The organism is Legionella dresdenensis (assembly GCF_042649825.1).
GTDB lineage: Bacteria > Pseudomonadota > Gammaproteobacteria > Legionellales > Legionellaceae > Legionella_C > Legionella_C dresdenensis.
The window spans coordinates 60,047-81,152 of sequence record NZ_JBHSAB010000021.1 but is presented as its reverse complement, the minus strand read 5'-3'; the positions used below and the strand labels follow the sequence as shown (position 1 = coordinate 81,152).

Sequence of the window (21,106 nt, the reverse complement as noted above, 5' to 3'; positions counted from 1 at the left end):
ATGAGCGCCGCCCGGTAACCCGCGCAGCGAATAATAATAGACATAATCCCGAAACAAGGCCGGTTCATTTTCGGCCAACTCGTCAAGCCGCCATTTACAGTAGGCCAGATACTGATATCCAATAGATTCCTCCGTGATTGGCAGGCTTTCAGCGATAGCCACATCCCGGTGAACCGCATCCATACTGCTGACTATCTGGTTGCGGGTACCCATCCAGCAAGCTGCATTATTTTCGCCATATTCCGTTTGAGCCATCGCCAGGTGTTTGACCAATTGCCGTTTACGGGCCGTTATTTCGGCGGTTGACATATCGGCATTAAGAACAAAAGATTCCGGCCGGGTATCATTAACCGCTTGCCAGAGAAGATTTAATACCTGTTGATTGGTCAGGGCAACGGTTTGATTATCGGGCAACGCATAAGCGCGATTCTCAGTCTGCGATTTTATTCGGGCACAAGCTTTTTGCGCCGCTTTAATCTCTCGTTCGCTTAGGCCCTGACCGGCTTTTAGTTCCTTTATAAAATCTTCAATCGTCTGGCCAGAAAAAACCGCATTGCCATACCGTTGATAAAGCGCTGAAATACTGCTGTCAACCGCTGTTACAATCACACTGTCATGGGTATTTTGGCCGTCGGCAACAAAATCCCTTAGCGCCCCTGCCGCTCTTGTAGTTTGCGGTCTGACATACTGATCTTCATAATCGGTAATTTGCAAATGTAAAGAAGAGCCTGTCAGCTCCTGGGTAAAATTACAAGGCGTTATACCACCATATTGCAGGGTAGGATCGATTTTTCGGGTGGCTAACAGACAAGTGATAATAGCTCGTGAAAGCGCTTTATCTTCCGGCGGATGCAAAGCCCACCATAAAGCGGATATTCCGGGGGCAACCTCATTCAGATCCAATCCCGGATTTTCAGCCAGGATTTTTTTAACGGCATTTTCATCCTGATTATCTATCGCCTGTTTAAGCTGGGAAATGACGGTGGGCATGATTTATATATTAATTAAGAGTTTGTAGTATTATATGGCGGAATTATTAACAGATTCTTAAGCCGTAGAAAATGGGGTTTGGACTTCTTTGCACAGGACAATTTTTTGTATTACGTGTAGGTTGGGTCGTTTTGACCCAACATTACCAATCTCAATTACTTTTCTGATCTGGAGTGCTTGATAAAAAGCCTGTTGGGTCAAAACGACCCAACCTACAAAAATTGTCCGAACGATGTAGTGATATGTGGAAATTAATTCCTTAACCTTAGCCACTCTTGCAAAATACCCTGCTACCGGTATAGTCTAGTTAATTTGCCACAGCAACAGGAAGTGTCCATGCAGACAGGTTTAAATTATCAATTAGGTGAAACGCTTGACCTCTTACGCAACAGTGTTCAGCAGTTCGCCCAGCAGGAAATTGCGCCGCTTGCCGCTCAAATTGATGCCGATAACAGTTTTCCCAATTCGTTATGGCGCAAATTGGGCGATATGGGCCTGCTTGGAATTACCGCCGGTGAAGAATACGGCGGCGCCAATATGGGTTATCTGGCTCATGTAATCGCAATGGAGGAAGTTTCCCGCGCTTCGGCATCAGTCGGCCTGAGTTATGGCGCCCATTCCAATTTATGTGTCAATCAGATTTATTTAAATGGCAACAGCGTGCAAAAAGCCAAATATCTGCCTAAACTTATAAGCGGAGAATATGTTGGCTCTCTGGCAATGAGCGAAGCCAATTCAGGCTCGGATGTAGTAAGCATGCAACTGCAGGCAAAACAGCAAGGCGACCGATTTATCCTGAACGGCACCAAAATGTGGATTACCAATGGCCCGGATGCCAATGTACTGGTGGTATACGCCAAAACCGATAAACAGGCTGGCAGCAAGGGAATTACCGCTTTTATTATCGAAAAAGATTTTCCGGGTTTCAGGACCGCGCAAAAACTTGATAAACTGGGGATGCGGGGCTCAAATACCTGTGAGCTGGTTTTTGAAGATTGTGAAGTTCCGGCGGAAAATATATTGGGTGAAATCAATCAGGGCGTGCGGGTGTTAATGAGCGGCCTGGATTACGAACGCACAGTATTGGCTGCAGGCCCAATCGGCATTATGCAGGCCTGTATGGATGTGGTATTGCCTTATGTCCATGAGCGTAAACAATTTAATCAGCCTATAGGCGAGTTTCAGTTTATTCAGGGCAAGCTGGCAGATATGTACACGGACTTAAGCGCCAGCCGCGCCTATTTATATGCGGTAGCCAGAGCCTGTGATCAGGGACTGGTGAGCCGTAAAGACGCAGCCGGGGTGATTTTATACACCGCTGAACGGGCAACACAAATGGCATTGCAGGCGATACAGATCCTGGGTGGTAACGGTTATATTAATGAGTACCCTACTGGCCGTTTGTTGCGGGATGCCAAGCTTTATGAAATCGGGGCAGGTACGTCAGAGATCAGGCGAATGCTGATTGGACGTGAACTTTTTAAAGAAAACGCATAAGGAAATTACATCATGGATCAAAATGATATTGTCATTGTTGCTGCGAAGAGAACGCCTATGGGCGGTATGTTAGGTACTTTATCAGCCTTAACCGCGCCGGAACTGGGCGCTATTGCCCATAAAGCAGTGCTTGAGGAAGCCGGTATTGCACCAGCAGAAATCGATGAAGTGATTACCGGTTGCGTGCTGCAGGCAGGGATAGGTCAGGCTCCCGGCCGTCAGGCGGCAATCAAAGCAGGCATTCCTGATTCAGCGGGCGCCACAACAATTAATAAAATGTGCGGTTCAGGTATGAAAGCCGTTATGCTCGCACATGATTTAATCAAAGCCGGCACTGCCAATATCGTTCTTGCCAGCGGAATGGAAAGCATGAGTAACGCGCCCTACCTGTTACCCAAAGCGCGTTCCGGCTATCGTCTGGGCCATGGCGAATTAAAAGATCACATGTTCCTGGATGGTTTGGAAGACGCCTATGATCGTGGCCGGTTAATGGGAGTTTTTGCTGAAGCAACAGCTAACCATTTCAAATTTACCCGCAGCCAGCAGGATGAATACGCTACCCGTTCAATGACTAAAGCGTTGCAGGCGCAAAAAGACAATGCCTTTGCTGACGAAATTGCAGCGGTTACTATCGCCACCCGTAAAGGTGAAACAACTATCAGCCTGGATGAAGGCCCTGACGCCAGCAAACTGGATAAAATTTCACAATTAAAACCGGCATTCAAAAACGATGGCACTGTAACTGCTGCCAATTCAAGTTCAATTTCTGACGGTGCGGCAAGCCTGATCTTAATGACTGCAGCCCAGGCTACAAAACGCGGCCTGACTCCGCTGGCCCGTATCGTTGCCCATGCAAGCCACGCTCAGGCGCCAGAATGGTTTACTACTGCGCCAGTTGATGCAATCCGCAAAGTCATGAATAAAGCCGGCTGGTCGCAGGACGATGTTGATCTGTATGAAATCAACGAAGCATTTGCTGTCGTGGCAATGGCTGCTATTACCCAACTTGAACTGGATGAAAGCAAAGTCAATATCTATGGCGGCGCTTGCGCATTAGGCCATCCAATCGGTGCGTCAGGCGCACGTATTCTGGTTACGCTTATCAACGCATTACGGCGTACCAACAAAACCCGCGGTGTAGCAGCACTGTGCATAGGCGGCGGCGAAGCGACTGCCATGGCAGTGGAGTTGTGTTAATATCTTGCCGGACTTAAAAAAACCTGGGTCATTCCAGCGCAGGCGGGAATGACCCAGGTTTTAAATAAATAGTTGTTCACATATTAAAATAATAATAATAATTAGTAGGATGTTCATGCTCAGACAAAGCCTTATTTATGTGGTATTAAGTATTCTGGTTGTCCTGTTTGCCAAATACGCCCATCTGCTCATTGTATACATTGATATGCTTTATGCTTGGTTTAATGTCAAGCTCACCCCTTTATTCAACTACGGCGGTTGGGGAACACTGATCCGCAAAGTTATCCTGCTGGTTTTAATACCCGTACTTATTGCTGCTATACCTGCTTTGATATATCGTTTAATCAAAGGTAAGGACATGCCTCATTTTATTGAGCTGACCTGGTGTTTATGGTTAGTCATCGTTCTTAGTAATGTGCTAATTCACTGAGGTTCTCATGGCCAGAATTATCAGCAAGCTTAATCCGGCAAGCGGCGAATTTAAAGAAAATGAAGCCGTGATGCAGGATTTGGTAAAAAAATTACAGGCAACCCTTGAGGTTATACATCAAGGCGGCGATGAAGCGGCTCGTCAGCGCCATTTAAAGCACGGTAAACTGTTACCGCGCCAACGTCTGCAGGAATTACTTGATCCCGGCAGCCCGTTTCTTGAACTTTCGCAACTTGCTGCTTATGAAGTTTATGACGATTATGTTCCAGCAGCTGGAATCATCACCGGTATTGGCCTGATTGCCGGGACTGAATGCATGATTGTTATTAATGATGCCACGGTTAAAGGCGGTACTTACTATCCCTTGACCGTCAAAAAACATTTACGCGCGCAGGAAATCGCCCGCGTCAATCACCTGCCCTGCGTTTATCTGGTTGATTCAGGCGGCGCCTTTTTACCTCGTCAGGATGAAGTATTTCCTGACCGTGAGCATTTTGGGCGTATTTTTTACAATCAGGCAAATTTATCAGCCAGTAATATCCCCCAGATAGCGGTTGTAATGGGTTCCTGTACTGCTGGCGGCGCCTATGTTCCTGCAATGGCTGATGAGTCCATTATGGTCAAGCAACAGGCAACCATTTTTCTGGGCGGCCCGCCGCTGGTCAAAGCGGCCACCGGTGAAGTCATCAGTGCAGAGGAGCTCGGCGGCGCTGATATTCATTGCCGGCAATCAGGCGTCGCTGATCATTATGCGGAAAATGATTCTCATGCCCTTCATCTTGCCCGTACTGCGGTCAATCATCTGAATCGCAAAAAACCGGATTATCTGAAGAGGATTGAAAGCCGGGAACCACTTTATTCCGCCCGGGAACTTAACGGCATTATTCCTGCCGATCCCCGTAAACCTTTTGATATCCGCGAAGTTATCGCCCGTATTGTAGATGGTTCCGAATTTGATGAATTCAAAGCGCTTTATGGTACTACCCTGATTTGCGGCTTTGCCCATTTGTTTGGCTACCCGATTGGAATTATTGCCAACAACGGGATTTTGTTTGCTGAAAGTGCGTTAAAAGGCGCCCATTTCATTGAATTATGCGCTCAACGCGGCATTCCTTTGCTGTTTTTACAAAATATCACTGGCTTTATGGTGGGCAGTAAATACGAAGCGGGCGGTATTGCCAAGCATGGCGCCAAAATGGTTACCGCCGTTGCCAATGCCCGGGTGCCCAAATTTACCGTCATTGTCGGCGGCAGTTTCGGCGCCGGTAATTATGCCATGTGCGGCCGCGCGTATGATCCGAATTTCTTATGGTCCTGGCCTAATGCCCGCATTTCAGTAATGGGCGGCGAACAGGCCGCTAATGTATTAGCGCAGGTTAACCGTGATAAATATAGTAAAACCGGTAAGGACTGGCCTGTTGATCACGAAGAAGCCTTTAAGGCGGAACTGCGCGAACAGTATGAAAAACAGGGCAATCCTTATTATGCCAGTGCCCGCTTATGGGATGATGGCGTGATTACACCAGAGGATACCCGCACTGTATTAGGTTTAGGTTTATCAGCAGCAATGAACGCACCGCCCCAACCCACCCGGTTTGGGGTATTTCGTATGTAAAGGAGAGCGTGATGGATGATTTGATAACTGAATTGCATCATACCGTTTATGTGATCACCTTCAACCGGATCCATAAACATAATGCGTTTGACGACCAATTATTAAATAATTTGCAGGCCAGGCTGGACGAAGCAATCCACAATCCACAAGTCCGGTCTATTGTGCTGAATGCCAATGGCAAACATTTTTCTGCCGGCGCTGATTTAAGCTGGATGCAACGCATGGCAACTTATAGCGAACAGGAAAACCTGGCTGACGCCATGGTTCTGGCCAAAGTCATGAATACCCTGTATGAGTCTCCCAAACCGACTATAGCTGCCGTTCACGGCGCGGCCTACGGCGGCGGAGCCGGACTGGCTGCCGCCTGTGATATAGCAATTGCTGCCGATACCGCCCGTTTTTGCTTTTCGGAAGTCAGGCTTGGCCTTATTCCGGCGGTAATCAGTCCGTATGTGGTCAAAGCAATCGGCGAGCGCGCCGCCCGATGGTTATTTATGAGCGCAGATGTTTTTGAAGCCAAACAGGCTAAGGAACTGGGGCTTATACATTATTGCATCAGCGAAGAAGAGTTATTGATGTTTACGCTTGAGTACGCCCAGAAAATAAGCCAATTAGCGCCCCAGGCCGTTGCAGATTGCAAGCTATTGGTTAATCAGGTCAGTAACCAGCCTGTTACTGATAAGGTCATTAGCCATACCGCCAGCCTTATCGCCAAAAAACGTGTTTCAGCTGAGGGGCAACGCGGCTTGCATGCGTTTTTAAACAAGGAAACACCGAAATGGGATTAATCTGCCATGTTTAATAAAATCCTGATTGCCAACCGCGGCGAAATTGCCTGCCGGATTATTAAAACCGCAAGGAAGCTTGGCATTGAAACGGTTGCCATTTATTCAACGCCGGATGCGGACAGTGAACATGTCCGACTGGCTGATCGCGCCTGTTGGGTTGGCGAAGCGCCAGCGAAAGCAAGCTATTTGAATATCGAAGCTATTATTGCAGCAGCCAAAGCGTCACAGGCTCAGGCAATACATCCTGGCTATGGGTTTTTATCTGAAAATCCTCTGTTTGCCAAAGCCTGTGAACAGGCTGGTATTGTGTTTATCGGCCCTTCAATCAGTGCGATGGAAGCCATGGCATCAAAACAGCTTGCCAAGCAGATGCTTGAGAGCACAAACGTTCCGTTGACTCCTGGTTATCATGGCAGCGATCAGGACGATCAACGCTTATTGCAAGAAGCTGAACACATTGGTTTTCCCGTATTATTAAAAGCAGCGAACGGCGGGGGCGGTAAGGGCATGCGGGCGGTTAACAGCCGGGCTGAATTCGGCCAGGCACTGGCTGGAGCGCGCCGGGAGGCAATGGCAAGCTTTGCTGACGATACCATGATTATTGAAAAGCTGGTGGTTAATCCCCGCCATGTTGAAGTACAGATTATGGCTGACAATCATGGCAATGTTGTTCATATTTTTGAACGTGACTGTTCTATTCAGCGCCGCCATCAGAAGATTATCGAAGAAGCCCCGGCTCCGGATTTAAATCCGCAATTACGGCAACAGCTGGCAGCGGCTGCGTGCGAGGTAGCGCGCTCAATTAATTACCGTGGTGCGGGAACGGTTGAGTTTCTGGTTGATCATCAGCAGCAACATTTTTATTTTATGGAAATGAATACCAGACTGCAGGTTGAACACCCGGTCACCGAAATGATTACCGGCCTTGATTTGGTCGCCTGGCAAATCCAGATTGCAGCCAATCAGCCGCTTCCGTTATTGCAGGAACAGATTACTGAACATGGGCACGCAATTGAATGTCGGATTTACGCTGAAGATCCGCATCGAGATTTCATCCCTTCTACTGGCAAACTGCATTTTTTAAAACAGCCGCAGGGCGAAGGCATACGCATAGACAGCGGCATTACCTGCCACTCCACTATCAGCCAGTATTATGATCCGATGATTGCCAAGCTCATTGTCTGGGGGGAAACACGGCAACAAGCTTTGCAACGCCTGCAATACGCGCTCGCTCATTATGCAATAGGCGGCGTCAAATCCAATATTCCGTTTTTACAGACGATTTGCCAGAATGAACGGTTCAGGCAAGCGCAATTAAGTACTGATTTTTTAAACCAGGAAAACATTACGCTGCCTGCGCCCGATGAGGAAACAGCGCTACTGTTTGCAGCGGCCTATGATTTTCTGGCAACAGTCAAGAATACAAGCGATCCGGTTTATCAACAGGCTTTTAACTGGCAACTGACGAGTGCCGGTTCCTGGACACAACGTTATTTGTTAAATGGCGAATTGCTGGCAATCAGAATTACCCCCATTGATACCAACCGCTTTGAGCTGATTACCGGAGCGGATACCAGAGCCTTGGCAGCGAACTATGATCGCGGGCATCTGATTATTGATATTGACGGGCAGAAACGAGCGGCCTGGGTTGAGGCCTTGCCTGATCAGCTAAACGTTTATCTCACCAGCGGCACGACAAGTTTTGGACGTTATGACTGGCAAACCAATGCTCATGGAGGCGCTGATCATGACTTGACTGCACCTATGCCGGCTACTGTAGTTGCCATTCTGAAAAAACCCGGCGACGCGGTAAAAAAAGGCGAACAATTGATTGTACTTGAAGCAATGAAGATGGAGCATGCGATCCATGCACCTAAAGATGGTATTTTAGCTGAAGTGTTTTATGATATAGGTTCACAGGTGAGTGAAGGTGCAAAATTGCTTGCGCTGGATAACAGCAATACTTAACCACAGGGATAATTATGGACTTGCCAAAACAAGTTACCATTATTGAAGTAGGCCCCAGGGATGGTCTGCAAAATGAAGCAGCCCTTGTGCCGGCAGAAACGAAAATCGATCTGATTAACCGCTTGAGCGAAACCGGCCTTAAGCGGATTGAAGCGACCAGTTTCGTTTCACCAAAGGCAATCCCGCAGTTGGCAGACAATGAAATTGTTATAGAGCGAATCCGGCAGTACGCGGGCGTAGCCTATTCTGCTCTTGTCCCTAATGAGCGCGGCATGCAAAAAGCGTTGGCCGCAGGTTTAAAACACATTGCAGTGTTCACTGCCGCCAGTGAAACGTTTAACCAACGCAATATCAACTGCACCATTGCTGAAAGCATTAAACGGTTTGAACCGGTCATATTAATGGCAAAAGCGGAAAATATTCATGTCCGTGCTTATATTTCCTGTGCTTTGGGCTGCCCGTATGAGGGTAAAATATCCCCTTCGCAGGTTGCTGATGTCACTGCAGAGTTAATTAATTTGGGCGCTGATGAAATATGTCTGGGCGATACTATCGGAGTCGGCACGCCCAGCCAGACCAAAGCAGTAATAGAAAAAACTCTGAAACAGATTCCCATACATCGCTTTGCCATGCATTTCCATGACACTTATGGTCAGGCAATTGCCAATATTTATGCCGCACTTGAGATGGGCGTCTACCAGTTTGACAGCTCAGTCGCAGGACTGGGCGGCTGCCCTTATGCGCGCGGCGCAACCGGCAATGTCGCCACTGAAGATGTCTTATACCTTATGCACGGCCTTGGCATTGAAACCGGCGTTGATATCTATAAAGTTGTCTCTGCCGGCGATATGATTTGCAAAGCAATTGGCCGAAAAAATCAATCAAAAGCCGCAAATGCATTATTGGCAAACCAGTAGGTTGGGTCGTTTGAGCCATAGACGTCAAGTTACTGGCAAAACTCATAACCGTTCGGCCTGAGGAAAATGCGGAGCATTTGTCTCGAAGGCTTGGCACTGTACCACAGGCTTCGAGACAGCGCTAAAGCGCTTCCTCAGCCCGAACGATGCTGTGAATGTAGAAATTTAATTCCTAGCTTGACGGGTCAAACGACCCAACCTACATCATCGTGGGTTGTTCAACCCTCTGTTCTGCTTTTAACTGCATGCGCTCTTCGGTATATTGCTGCATGATAAACGAAATTCTTCTGGCTAAAGAACCTGTTGGATTAAACTTGCCGCCGATAGGTTGGTTATATACCTGATGCAGACGTACCATTAACTCTTCTATCGATTTATATTCCCCTTTTTTCACCTGACTAATAATTAACCAAATTTCATCCGTATGATGACGATTCCAATGCAAGTGAAAAAATCGATTGACGCCTGCGGGGATGTAATTCGCTTCTTTAATATAATCTTTAAGTAAGGCTACGGCTTTATCCATCGATGTCGTATAAGCCGGGTTGTTATAAATCTTTCGATAGGAGTTTGGCGTTCTGTTGCGTTTCTCAGTACTGGCAATGGCTTGATCGATCGCATTTTTCCAACAAGAGGAAATGTTATTTCCCCTGATAACCGCCTTTATTTTTCCCAAGTGCTCATTGCTGCAATACGGGCTGGCAATGACTGCCAATCCTGCTTGCAGATTTTGGCTGCTGGTAGACTGCTGGATTATCTGCTGCAACCAGTACCTGGTTATAAAAACCTCGTTATGCAATAAACTACCAGTCTGGACAGAAAGCAGTGATTTATGAAATACCGCGTGGGAATGTAGTAGACCTTGACTGCTAAAGGTCCATTTGATTGATGTAGAAATATTAAATGCCTTGCTGTCGGCAATAGCCAGCATTTTCAATCGGGCATTGGGACAAATATCCGACAGCATAGCTATAGACCAATGAGAATAACCTATCTGATATCCCTTAAACGATGGATGATCCAGAATCGCACAAGCAACTGAATCATTATTAATCAAAGCGGTAGACAATGTATCATTCAGGCGAAGAACTTCTCCTGTACACCATTGACTGGCTATAATTTCTTTTGCAACCTCAGGAGCACTCGTCCTTATAGCATGACTCAATTCATTACGATACATTCTCCTTGGCGAGAGCAAAGGATTAGCCATTCCTTTCCACGCTTTACAGGCAAGCACTGTTTTAACATAACTGGCTTTACCACTATCTAATGCTTTCCAAAGATGTCTTGCATTTACATCAACCTGACTGGTTGTCAGATGTTCAGATGTAACCGTTTCATTGGCAAGGATATCGGTTAAACGTAAATCGCAATCTTCAAACATTACTTTCGATAAATCAATCGTTGATAAATCAATACCCCGTAAATCCCGTTTTTTGATGACTACCTTCTGGTTTGCAGCCAGATGTTTTAAATGGCCATGCGCTAAACCAAAGGCAAACGCAAGGTTTGTAATCTGTTCATCAGCGGATTTTTTAAAGGGGTAATCAGCTAACACTTCAGTCAAAAATTTTTGACGCAACGCGGGCGGCAGGCTGCCAAGCCAGTCTTTATGCTTGGGATGGGCCTCTGCCAATTCCTCGGCAAGCAACTCATAAAAGCGCTCTGGATTATTGCTAAAATGCATTCCCTGTTTTAAATAATCAACAAAAATCTGGCGATTACGCGTCAGCCAGCGCTCTTTCTGATCCTCTGACCAGGAAGCGAAATTGCTTTGCCATGCGTTCCCGGTATGGGCATGACCAATCAACAATTCTTTTAGTTCCTGCGCCGATTTTAACTGCTGCATCAGGCAAGCTGTGATTTGGGTTAGTATTTGCTCGCAGGTTAATTGGCTTTTAACACCTGCGGCAATGATTTGATTTATCAAATTTATCAGCAGCCCGCCCGCTTGAAATAAATTCTGAGCTGATGGCAAGGATAAAATCTGGGAGATATTGCCTAAAGAACGCAGAGGTTCATGCAAATTGTGTTCGAGCGCGATATAATCAATTTTCGGATCAGAATCATTTTTAAAGACCAGCAGTAAGTTATCCAGTTTTTCAGCCGGCATTTGCAACGACACGGCAAGCTCGGCATTTTGTTCAGTAATAAGTTTAACAAAACAGGTGTGGATATCTATCCGCCATTGTTTTAACGCCTCGGGAATTGACACTTCATCGAAATTAACCCCCAAGTCATTTTTAAGCGTAAAAAATTCAACATATTTCCAAAATAAGGCTGGATCATTTTTTTCGAGAACTTCCAATCGCTCCCGACAAAAAGCGCGATATTGATGGCCTATGTTTTGAGCGTCAAGCGGCACTTTTTGGCTGATTTCCACGTCAATATGGGTCGCATCCATACTACTGACTATCTGGTTGCGAGTACCCATCCAGCATGCCGGGTTGTTTGGGCCGTATTCCTTTTGGGAGGTAATCAGATGGGTTATCAGGCGTTTTTTGCGATTTTCAATTTCTTCTGCCGTCATTTCAACGCCGATAACAAAATGAAGCGGCTCGGTATCATTCACTGCATGCCATAACAAATCCAGAACTTGCATATTGGTAAGCGTTACCTTCTCGTTATTATCCAGTAAATATGTCCGGTTAGTAAGGTCGCCTGCAATTCGCTTAATTGCCGTGTTGGCTGTTTCCAAATCGTTTGCGTCAAGCTCATCTTTGTTTAAAGTTTCAAGCCATTCTTGCAGGGTTGGCTGCACTGCCGGGGCGGCACAATAACGTTTAAATAATTTGGCAATCGACTTGTCTACCGCCGCGACAATCCGGCTGTCGTGGGTATTCTGGCCATCTGCTGCTATTTGCGCAAGATGAGGCGCTCCCAGTTCTGCGTTTGCCGGTACCTGACGATGATATTGACCTTCATACTTTTCAATCAGGGATTTTATTTGCCTGGCAGTTTGCGGAAGCAGATGGATTAGCCGCATTCGATTATCGTTATAAGCAGAAATCGGATCAACTCGGCCGTCAGTAATCAGGCACTGAATAATATCAGTAGAAATGGGTTGATTGTTTACCGGAAACAAAGCCCACTGTAAGGCCGATAAATTGTTAGCTGTTATTGAATTGACATCAAAATCACGATGTTTTTGTAAAAATTTCTTTAATCGCTCACTATTTTGGCTATCAATTATCCCGCGTAATTTTTGTTTCAGATCCGGCATGAACAACCCCGTTATAATATATTGGGAAAATAATTAAACAAATATAACAAATAAAGCTTAAGGAAATATTTATTAAAATTTACAGACCAATACTCTACTTGTTCTGAACTTGCCAGGCGGTCGCCCGCAATATTATAATCCGGCCTTATTAGGTAACAGGATGTTATTGATTATGAAACCCGTATGGCAACCCGCCTCTCCCGAAACAAGCCGCATGTGGCAGTTCATGCAGTTTGTCAGCCGCAACGAGAAACAACCCTTTACTCAGTATGACCAGCTTTACCAGTGGTCAATCAACAACCCGGGTAAATTCTGGCAATCCTTATGTGATTTTTTTGATATCAAATTTGATACGCCGTCACAGCATGCATTCACTGCCGGCAGCCATATGCTTGATGCCAAATGGTTTACAGGCGCACGTTTTAATTTCGCTGAAAAGCTATTAAGCCGGCGTGATAACCATACTGCCCTGATTTGTATTAATGAAGCCGGGCAGAGGGAAGAAATAAGCTATCAGGCGCTTTATACGCTGGTTGCCCAATGCGCAGCAGGATTGAAGGCGGCTGGCGTTAAAACCGGTGATCGAGTTGCCGCTATCATGCCCAATGTCAGCTATACCATTATTGCCATGCTGGCAGCGGCCTCTTTAGGGGCGATCTGGTCGTCCTGTTCGCCCGATTTTGGCGCTCAGGCAGCGATTGACAGGTTGGGTCAGGTCGAGCCAGTCGTATTGTTTGCCTGTGACGGCCATCAATATATGGGGAAACAACATGATGCAGCTGACAAAATTATTGCTATGGCAGAAGCAATGCCCAGCTTACGAAAAATTGTCGTCTGCCCGATTTTATCGCTCAATCCGCAACTCCCTGCCCTGCCGCATATTGAGCACTGGAACTCGTTTATAAAACCGGCCGCACATTGTGAATTTGCCTCGTTACCTTTCGACCATCCGCTTTATATCCTGTTTTCTTCCGGAACCACCGGAAAACCCAAATGCATAGTCCATGGCGCGGGCGGCACTCTGCTGCAGCATATTAAGGAATTAGGCCTGCATAGCGATATTACAGCAGACGACAACCTTTGTTTTTATACAACCTGCGGTTGGATGATGTGGAACTGGATGGTATCTGTTCTGGCGCTAGGCGCTACACTTACACTTTATGAAGGCGCACCGGCATACCCTGATGCCAACCGGTTATTCAAGCTGATTGATGAGGAAAACATTTCTGTTTTTGGTACCAGCGCCAAATTTATATCGGCAGTAGAAAATGCAGAAGCAAGACCTGCAGAACGTTATCCGATGGCCAGACTAAAAGCTATTTTATCAACTGGTTCGCCCCTGCTGCCTAAAAACTATGATTTTGTTTACCAGCATATTAAAAAAACTGTGCAACTCAGTTCGATTTCCGGCGGAACGGATATTGTTTCCTGTTTTGCCCTGGGCAATCCGATACTGCCGGTCTATCGCGGTGAATTGCAATGTCTGGGACTGGGCATGGCAGTCGAAGTATTTAATGACTTTGGCAAATCTGTTATTCAGGAACGTGGGGAATTGGTCTGCACAAAACCTTTCCCATCAATGCCGGTAGGTTTCTGGAACGATCCGGATAAAAAAGCTTATCATCATGCCTATTTTGAACGGTTTGACAATATCTGGGCTCATGGGGATTTTGCTGAAATAACCGAACATAAAGGACTAATTATTTATGGACGATCAGATGCCGTATTAAATCCCGGCGGCGTCCGCATCGGCACTGCCGAGATCTACCGCCAGGTTGAAAAAATACCCGAAGTAATGGAAAGCATTGTGATTGGGCAGGATTGGCAAGATGATGTCAGAGTTGTGCTTTTCGTCAAACTGAAATCAGGATATACCCTTGATGATACTTTACAGGCAAGCATCAGGAAGATCGTGCGTGATAATGCCTCGCCTCGCCATGTACCAGCCAAAATCCTGCAGGTTGCCGAGATTCCAAGGACCATGAGCGGTAAAATTGTTGAACTGGCAGTACGTCAGGTTGTGCATGGCGAAAAGATTAATAACCTGCAATCACTGGCAAACCCGGAAGCGCTGGAATATTTTAAAGATCGGGTTGAACTGCTGGATTAACGGTGTCTTGATCATTGATTTTAAAAACATTCAATGAAATAATGATTAAAATAAATAAATTATAGCGAAAACAAATAATGAATAAGAAGTTCTTAAGTTGTACTTTGCTTTTCACGTCAAGCATTGTTATGGCTGAGGGTGGCCGCTTTGACAACGAATATTCCTGGTTTAATCCCGCTGATATGGGTAAAACCAAAAACTACGAAGTGTCTGGCGGTATAATTTATCCTGTTGTTCATATTCCGGTTGTTGGGGTTCAAAATTTTCCTGCTGTGCCATCTGCTTTTGCTTTTACGCCAACTAGCCAGAATGTCGACGTCAGTATTAGAGAATCATATACTTTACCGGGCGGCAAAATTACCTATCGGATCAATGACAATTTTCTGGTGGGTGTTGTTGCAGGCCAAAGTTTTCTTAATAATTTAACCTACCCTGAAGATTCGCCATTACGCTATTCTATTTGGCGTTCTAAATTAAATGGGTATAATATCGCACCTAATTTGGCTTACCAGTTTGACGAAAAATTTACGGTTGGCTTAGGGTTGGATATCCTGAAAATGTCTGCTGCTCTAAATACCAATTTTGGCTTTCCAAATTCTGCCGCACCCCAGCTTCGTTCGGTTCCATTTACGCTTAAAGCTGATGGATGGCAGGTTGGCTGGCACGCGGGCATCGCTGTGAAACCTTGGCTTGGCAGCTATATCTCATTGGCTTATTTTTCCAATCAAAATGTTCACTTGGATGGACCCGTAAGCGTTGTAGGTCCATCAGGCATCACAGGAAGCGGGGAAGCCACAGGCTCTGTTGTGCGTCCTGATATGGCGCGCTTAGGCGTATTTCAGGCTTTAAGCGAAGATTTTGGTTTGATTGGACAATTAAGTTACGTACACTGGTCCAGGTTCAAAACTATTGTTGCTAACCTGCCCATGTCTGTTAGCACTCAGCTTGGCGGTGTCTCTCAACTTACTATTCCTATTTATTATAGAAATGCATGGATTAGTGAATTCGGCGTCAGAAAAGTTATTAACAAATTCACTGTACTCGGATTAGCCAGATATGCCCAAACCCCGGTCAACAATCGCTATAGAGATATTTCTTTACCTGAAAGTGATGCATGGTCATCTACCCTGCGCGGGGAGTATGAATTCTCTGATAATGTGAGTGTGTTTGGCCGTTGGTCACACATCTTTCAATTTAATGCTCCAATCGCAGCTCCGCCAAGCAGCCCAAGAAGGCCAAACCTGATTGCCAATGCCACGCCTTATGTAGATATTTTCGCATTGGGTCTGACTTACAAAGCATAATAAGCGATTGTACCGCGAGGTTCTGTGAAGAAAGTTTTAATTAACTGATAATGTTGGGTCAAAACGACCCAACCTACATAACTTGCAATTAGATTACAGGTCCCCTTACACCAGGCTGTTCAGGCGCTAATTGCAGGTGAGCCTGAGTATACTGTTGTTTAATAAACGCGATTCTTCGAGCTAATGAACCTGCCTGGTTGACAGACTTTTCATCATAGATTTCGTGAAGACTGATAATTAGCTCTTCTGCCGTTTTAATTTCACCGCTTTCTACTTTCTCAATAACATCTTGTACTTTATCGATGTGGTGACGATTCCAATGAAAATGGAAAAACCGATTTACCTCGGACGGAATGCAATCACTTTGTTTAACATAATCTTTAAGTAACGCTTTAATTTTAGCCATGTCATTTTCATAGGCCGGATCATGGTATATTTTCTGATAGGATTTAGGAAAATTGTTACGCTTTTTAGCCTGAGCCAAGGCCTGATATAATTCTTTTTTTGGGGCATAAGAAGGCAGATACTTCATTTTTTCTTCTATCTGCTTTAAATTTTCAAAACTGCAATCAGGACTGCGCAGAATAGGTAATAATGAAAGAGAATTAATATTTACTGGTAAATTTGCAAACCACTTTCCGGCATGCGGACTCGTTAGGAGTTTCCGGGAGATAGTAGAATCAAAATGACCCCAGGTGCTAAAAATCCTGGCCATATCTTTTTCAACTCCCTCAAAAGCCAGCATTCTCCTTGTGGCATTTGGACACTTTAACTCATCTCTCAAATCCCAACAAGCATCAGTATAAGGTAACTTATTATAATCGAATAGAGGATGATCCAGAACAAAACAAGCGAGTTTATCATTTTTAGAAAGGGCGGAAGCTAAAACACTTTGATGGCAAATTGCGTCTGCTGTACACCAGTGGCTAGTCAGGAGTGTTTTCGCAATCTCGTTAGTAGAACCTAATAGTGCACGGCCCAATGGAGAATAATGCCTGGCTCCCTTTGCACACAAGGGATTTTCTTTCCATCCGGAACAAGCAAGAATGGCCTTGACGTATGTGGGATTACCGCTCTCTACTGATTTAAAAAGATACAAATAATCCAGATCAAAGTGATTTGTTGCAACGTGTTCGGGGGTAATGGTTGCATTGCGAAGAATACCAGTTAAGCACAAATTGCAGTTTTCAAACATGATCCTCAATAAATTAATCGTTGATAAATCAACTCCCCGCAAATCCCTGTTTTTAATAGTCGTTATCTGATTGACTACCATATGTTGTAAATACCCATGCTCCAGACCAAAGCCAAACGCAAGGTCAGTGAAAAACTGTTCATCCGAAGCCTGAAACGGGTAAGCCCTTTTATGCGCCAACATTTCGCTCACAAATTGTTTACGCAACTCGGGCGTTAAAGTGTCAAGCCAGGCTTTAAGAGTTGGATAGGCCTCAGCCCACTCTTCAGCAAGCAGGGCATGAAAGGTGTCGGGGGTATTGCTGACATGCTTGCCCTGCGTGAGGTAAGTCACAAATACCGCGCAATTACGAGTTAACCAGCTCTCTTTTTGTTCCTCTGACCAATGAATAAAATTGGCTTGCCATTCTTGCCCGGAGCTTTCATGTCCAGTCACCAGTTTTTTTAATTTCGTTGCCGGTTTTAATTGCTGTGTCAGGTAGACGGTGATTTGAGTAACTATTTGCAGGCTGGTTAATGGAGTTTGAAGCCCCTTGGCAATTACCTGATGAATGGCAGCCGTCAGTTCCTCTAAAGGGAGCTTAAATAAATCCCGAACCGATTGTACTGTTGTTAACTTCATATAAAGACTGCCAAAAAGCCGCAAAGGCTCATGCTGGCTATCGTTCAAAGCAATGTATTCGCCATCTGAGCCAGTATAATTTTTAAAGGATGCTAATAAACCTTTCAGTTCTTCAGGCGACATGCGTAACGCCTCACGAAGATTGGCATTTTGTTCCGTCATGCGCCTTACAAACCTGTCATGGGCTTCCTTCCGCCATGTTTTCAAGTCATCGGGGATTGAGTTATCCTCAAAATTAACATCGCAGCCATTTCTAATGATAAAAACATCAACATAGTTCCAAAATAAGGCAGGGTTACTTTGCTCCAGCGCCGCCAGTTCATCACGGCAAAACACAAGATACGCATAACCAACCTTTTCACCATCCAGGGGGAGCTGGCTGCTAATGGCCACATCGATATGGGTTGCATCCATACTGCTTACTATCTGGTTTCGAGTGCCCATCCAGCAGGCCGGGTTATTATGGCCGTACTCCCGTTGCGTATCAGCCAAATGTGTCAATAACCGTTTTTTGCGGTTTTCAATTTCCTCAGCGGTCATTTCCACACCGGCCAGAAAATGTGCCGGGTCAGGATCATTCACCGCCTGCCATAATAAATCCAGAACCTGGCTATTAGTCAGTACTACCGTCTGATTATCAGTAACACGATACGATCTGACCGTTGAATCGCTTTCGATACGATCAATCGCTTTTTCGACTATTTCCAGCTCTTTTTTCGACTCAGTCTCCGCTTTTTTTAAATCGTTCAGCCAATCCTTAAAGCTCGGCTGTACTGGATTTGCCGACCGATAACGTTTATATAAATTGCTAATCGATTCATCAACAGCAGTTACAATCAGGGTATCGTGGGTATTTTGCGTATCCACCGCAATCCGAGCCAGGTTTACTTCCCGCGGCCTGTTCTGGTTTCTGCCTGCGCCTCCGGGGCGGACGTATTGCCCCTCATAGGCCTTAATCGCCGGTAGCCCAAGCGCCCTGGTCACGGGTATTCCTTTATATCCCAAAGTCGGATCAACCCGGCCATCGTCAATCAGGCATTGTATAATTTCAGCCGATACGGTTTTACCCGCGGGCGGGAACGCAGCCCACCATAATGCCGATAAGCCATTGGCTGTTACCGAATTTAATAAATCAAGGTCACGGTAGCTTTGTAAAAACCGTTTTAACGCCTCAGGATTCTGATCGTCTATTAAGCGCCGTAATTCGTGTTTTGTATTAGACATGAGAGCCCTTCGGGATATTCATCTTCAGTTTAATTAGAACAAGTATAACAAAGGAAAATTATGAAATTATTAACTTATGTGTCAGTTTTGCACAATTTTTTGTGGTTGGGTCGTTTTGACTCAACAAGCTTTTTATCATGTATTCCAAACCTGAAAAGTGATTAAGATTGTTAATGCTGGGTCAAAAATGACTCAACTCGCCTAATTAATCCTGTTATTATAGGATTAATTATTTTTTACATTCAAATTTTATCAAAAATCCTGCTATTATAGGATTATATGTTATATATTGCTTATTACTCCTAAAAAACCTAGTGTAGCAGGATTTATGTCAAAAAAAATTACAATCACTCCAACGCCTGATTTCAATGCGCCGATATCGCCAGAATTAATCGGGAAAGCAATTCGCGCCAAGAGAACACAAAGTCAATTAAGGCTCGAAGATGCAGCTGCGCTTTGTGGTGTGGCAAAGCAGACCCTGGCCAATGCTGAACATGGCCATCCTAATACCCAAATTTCTACCCTATTGCAAATTTGCGCTTCCCTGGGCATACATATCACTATCCTCCCCTGGCAAGACAATGAGGTGAATAATGAATGGCAATAATTCGGTGCTGGCCGTAGTTCTGGGCGAAAAATTAATTGCTTATTTGTCTTTAGAAGGCGAGTATTTGATATGGAAATATACTGCTGACTGGCAAAAAGAAGGGTTTGCCGTATCTCCGCATTTGCCGCTGTCGGATAATATTCCAGCTATTACTACCACTCGCTTTTTACGTAATCTGCTGCCAGAAGGCTATGCATTTGATGAGTTATTACAAAATCTGCATGTCAGCCGTAATAATACGTTTGCTTTAATACGCGCTTTAGGTTTGGATATTCCTGGCGCGCTGATATTTAAACAACCAGAAACCCAAATACCGGAACAAGGCACTTTCCGCTTGCTGACAGAAAAGGAACTGATTGAACGCCTGGATGAACGCGATATCCGTAGTCTGGTTATTTGGGATGGTAAACCCCGTTTATCAGTAGCAGGCATTCAGGATAAAATTAACCTGATGATTACTTCCCAAGGACAGCTGGGGTTTGGCGAGGGCGCTTTATGCTCCACGCATATACTGAAATTCGAACGGCAAAAACAATCGCATTTAGTAGTCAACGAATACCTTACCATGCGCCTTGCCAAACAGTGTGGATTGAATGTTGCCAATGCCGCCCTGCAACAATACGGAAACCATCATGCCTTATTGGTAGAGAGATTCGACAGAAAATTAATCAATGATAATCAAGTCAAACGGCGGCATGTTATTGACGGTTGCCAGGCGCTTAACTTGCCCCCTGAGTATAAATATGAAAGGAACTATGGCAGTAATCGCGATGTTGCTCATATTCGCGACGGAGCCAGCTTGCCTTTGTTATTTGCCTTTGCCGATCGCTGCCAGAATCCAGCCGTAACCAGACAACAGATGCTTGATTGGGTACTATTTAATATTTTAGTTTATAATCTGGATGCACACGGCAAAAATATTAGCTTTTATGTTAATTCTCAAGGAATTTCACTAACCCCGCTTTACGATTTGATAAACGTCAGATTATACCCTGATATGGAGCAAGAGTTGGCTATGGCATTGGGAGATGAGTTTGATAGCGATAATATCAATGCTTATCAAATCGCTGATTTTGCAGACAGTTGCCAGTTGCAGCGGCGGTATGTGGCAAAGCGGCTTAAGCAATTAATTATAAAAATGATGGCGGTATTACCGGAAGAAATTGCAAGCATCAATGAGCAGTTTGGCTATATAACTTACTTTAACCAATACCAGCAAATTGTCGCCTCACGTTGTGAACATCTTATCAAACAATGTTCGGATATTATAACCGTTACTTTGTAAGGTATCGTTTTTCTTCAAAGGAGTGTTGGGCTTTACAGCCCATAGACGTCAAGCTAAGCCAGGTACATAGGAAATTAGAATAGTAAATGTACAAAATTCCTTAACTGACTGCTATGTGTTTTACAGTCCATATTC

At 45.1% G+C, this 21,106-nt stretch carries 14 protein-coding genes; 11 read left to right on the top strand and 3 right to left on the bottom strand.

The genetic code is table 11. The features are described from left to right. On the bottom strand, positions 1-990 hold a 990-nt coding region (locus ACFORL_RS09000), incomplete at its 3' end, for a hypothetical protein (protein WP_382343205.1). Between the two features lie 336 nt (positions 991-1,326). On the opposite strand from ACFORL_RS09000, the gene ACFORL_RS08995 reads away from it, so the two are divergent. The 7 genes from ACFORL_RS08995 to ACFORL_RS08965 all read left to right on the top strand — a co-directional run bounded on the left by ACFORL_RS08995 (position 1,327) and on the right by ACFORL_RS08965 (position 9,402). Then, positions 1,327-2,487, top strand: coding sequence for an isovaleryl-CoA dehydrogenase (locus tag ACFORL_RS08995; protein WP_382343203.1), 1,161 nt, complete (start codon positions 1,327-1,329; stop codon positions 2,485-2,487). Positions 2,488-2,499: 12 nt separating this feature from the next. Next, positions 2,500-3,684 (top strand): thiolase family protein, encoded by a 1,185-nt coding sequence (locus ACFORL_RS08990; RefSeq protein WP_382343201.1) that lies wholly within the window; start codon positions 2,500-2,502, stop codon positions 3,682-3,684. Positions 3,685-3,799: 115 nt separating this feature from the next. After that, positions 3,800-4,114, top strand: a complete 315-nt coding sequence (locus ACFORL_RS08985; RefSeq protein ID WP_382343200.1) for a hypothetical protein — start codon at positions 3,800-3,802, stop codon at positions 4,112-4,114. Between the two features lie 7 nt (positions 4,115-4,121). Continuing rightward, the gene (locus tag ACFORL_RS08980; RefSeq protein WP_382343198.1) at positions 4,122-5,729 is read left to right on the top strand and encodes a carboxyl transferase domain-containing protein; all 1,608 of its coding nucleotides are present in this window, start codon (positions 4,122-4,124) and stop codon (positions 5,727-5,729) included. A gap of 11 nt (positions 5,730-5,740) precedes the next feature. Next, complete coding sequence (locus ACFORL_RS08975) at positions 5,741-6,517, top strand: enoyl-CoA hydratase-related protein (RefSeq protein ID WP_382343196.1); 777 nt, start codon at positions 5,741-5,743, stop codon at positions 6,515-6,517. A gap of 6 nt (positions 6,518-6,523) precedes the next feature. Then, the gene (locus ACFORL_RS08970) at positions 6,524-8,485 is read left to right on the top strand and encodes an acetyl/propionyl/methylcrotonyl-CoA carboxylase subunit alpha (RefSeq protein WP_382343194.1); all 1,962 of its coding nucleotides are present in this window, start codon (positions 6,524-6,526) and stop codon (positions 8,483-8,485) included. A 14-nt stretch (positions 8,486-8,499) separates the two neighbouring features. After that, complete coding sequence (locus ACFORL_RS08965; RefSeq protein WP_382343192.1) at positions 8,500-9,402, top strand: hydroxymethylglutaryl-CoA lyase; 903 nt, start codon at positions 8,500-8,502, stop codon at positions 9,400-9,402. Positions 9,403-9,601: 199 nt separating this feature from the next. Here the strand turns inward: ACFORL_RS08965 and ACFORL_RS08960 are convergent, their stop codons facing one another. After that, positions 9,602-12,625: a DUF5617 domain-containing protein gene (locus ACFORL_RS08960; protein ID WP_382343190.1), complete on the bottom strand. Its 3,024-nt coding sequence runs from the start codon at positions 12,623-12,625 to the stop codon at positions 9,602-9,604. Between the two features lie 172 nt (positions 12,626-12,797). Between ACFORL_RS08960 and ACFORL_RS08955 the strand changes: the two genes are divergently transcribed. Beyond that, positions 12,798-14,735 (top strand): acetoacetate--CoA ligase, encoded by a 1,938-nt coding sequence (locus tag ACFORL_RS08955; RefSeq protein WP_382343188.1) that lies wholly within the window; start codon positions 12,798-12,800, stop codon positions 14,733-14,735. 77 nt (positions 14,736-14,812) lie between these two features. After that, the gene (locus ACFORL_RS08950) at positions 14,813-16,039 is read left to right on the top strand and encodes an OmpP1/FadL family transporter (protein WP_382343186.1); all 1,227 of its coding nucleotides are present in this window, start codon (positions 14,813-14,815) and stop codon (positions 16,037-16,039) included. 88 nt (positions 16,040-16,127) lie between these two features. Here the strand turns inward: ACFORL_RS08950 and ACFORL_RS08945 are convergent, their stop codons facing one another. Further along, positions 16,128-19,079 (bottom strand): DUF5617 domain-containing protein, encoded by a 2,952-nt coding sequence (locus ACFORL_RS08945; protein WP_382343184.1) that lies wholly within the window; start codon positions 19,077-19,079, stop codon positions 16,128-16,130. Positions 19,080-19,407: 328 nt separating this feature from the next. Here ACFORL_RS08945 and ACFORL_RS08940 point away from each other — a divergent pair, with 328 nt between their 5' ends. After that, the gene (locus ACFORL_RS08940; RefSeq protein ID WP_382343182.1) at positions 19,408-19,686 is read left to right on the top strand and encodes a helix-turn-helix domain-containing protein; all 279 of its coding nucleotides are present in this window, start codon (positions 19,408-19,410) and stop codon (positions 19,684-19,686) included. Next, a complete protein-coding gene (locus ACFORL_RS08935; RefSeq protein ID WP_382343180.1) occupies positions 19,673-20,971 on the top strand; it encodes a HipA domain-containing protein in 1,299 nt (432 codons plus the stop codon). The genes ACFORL_RS08940 and ACFORL_RS08935 overlap by 14 nt, the downstream gene beginning before the upstream one ends. Positions 20,972-21,106: the final 135 nt, after the last annotated feature.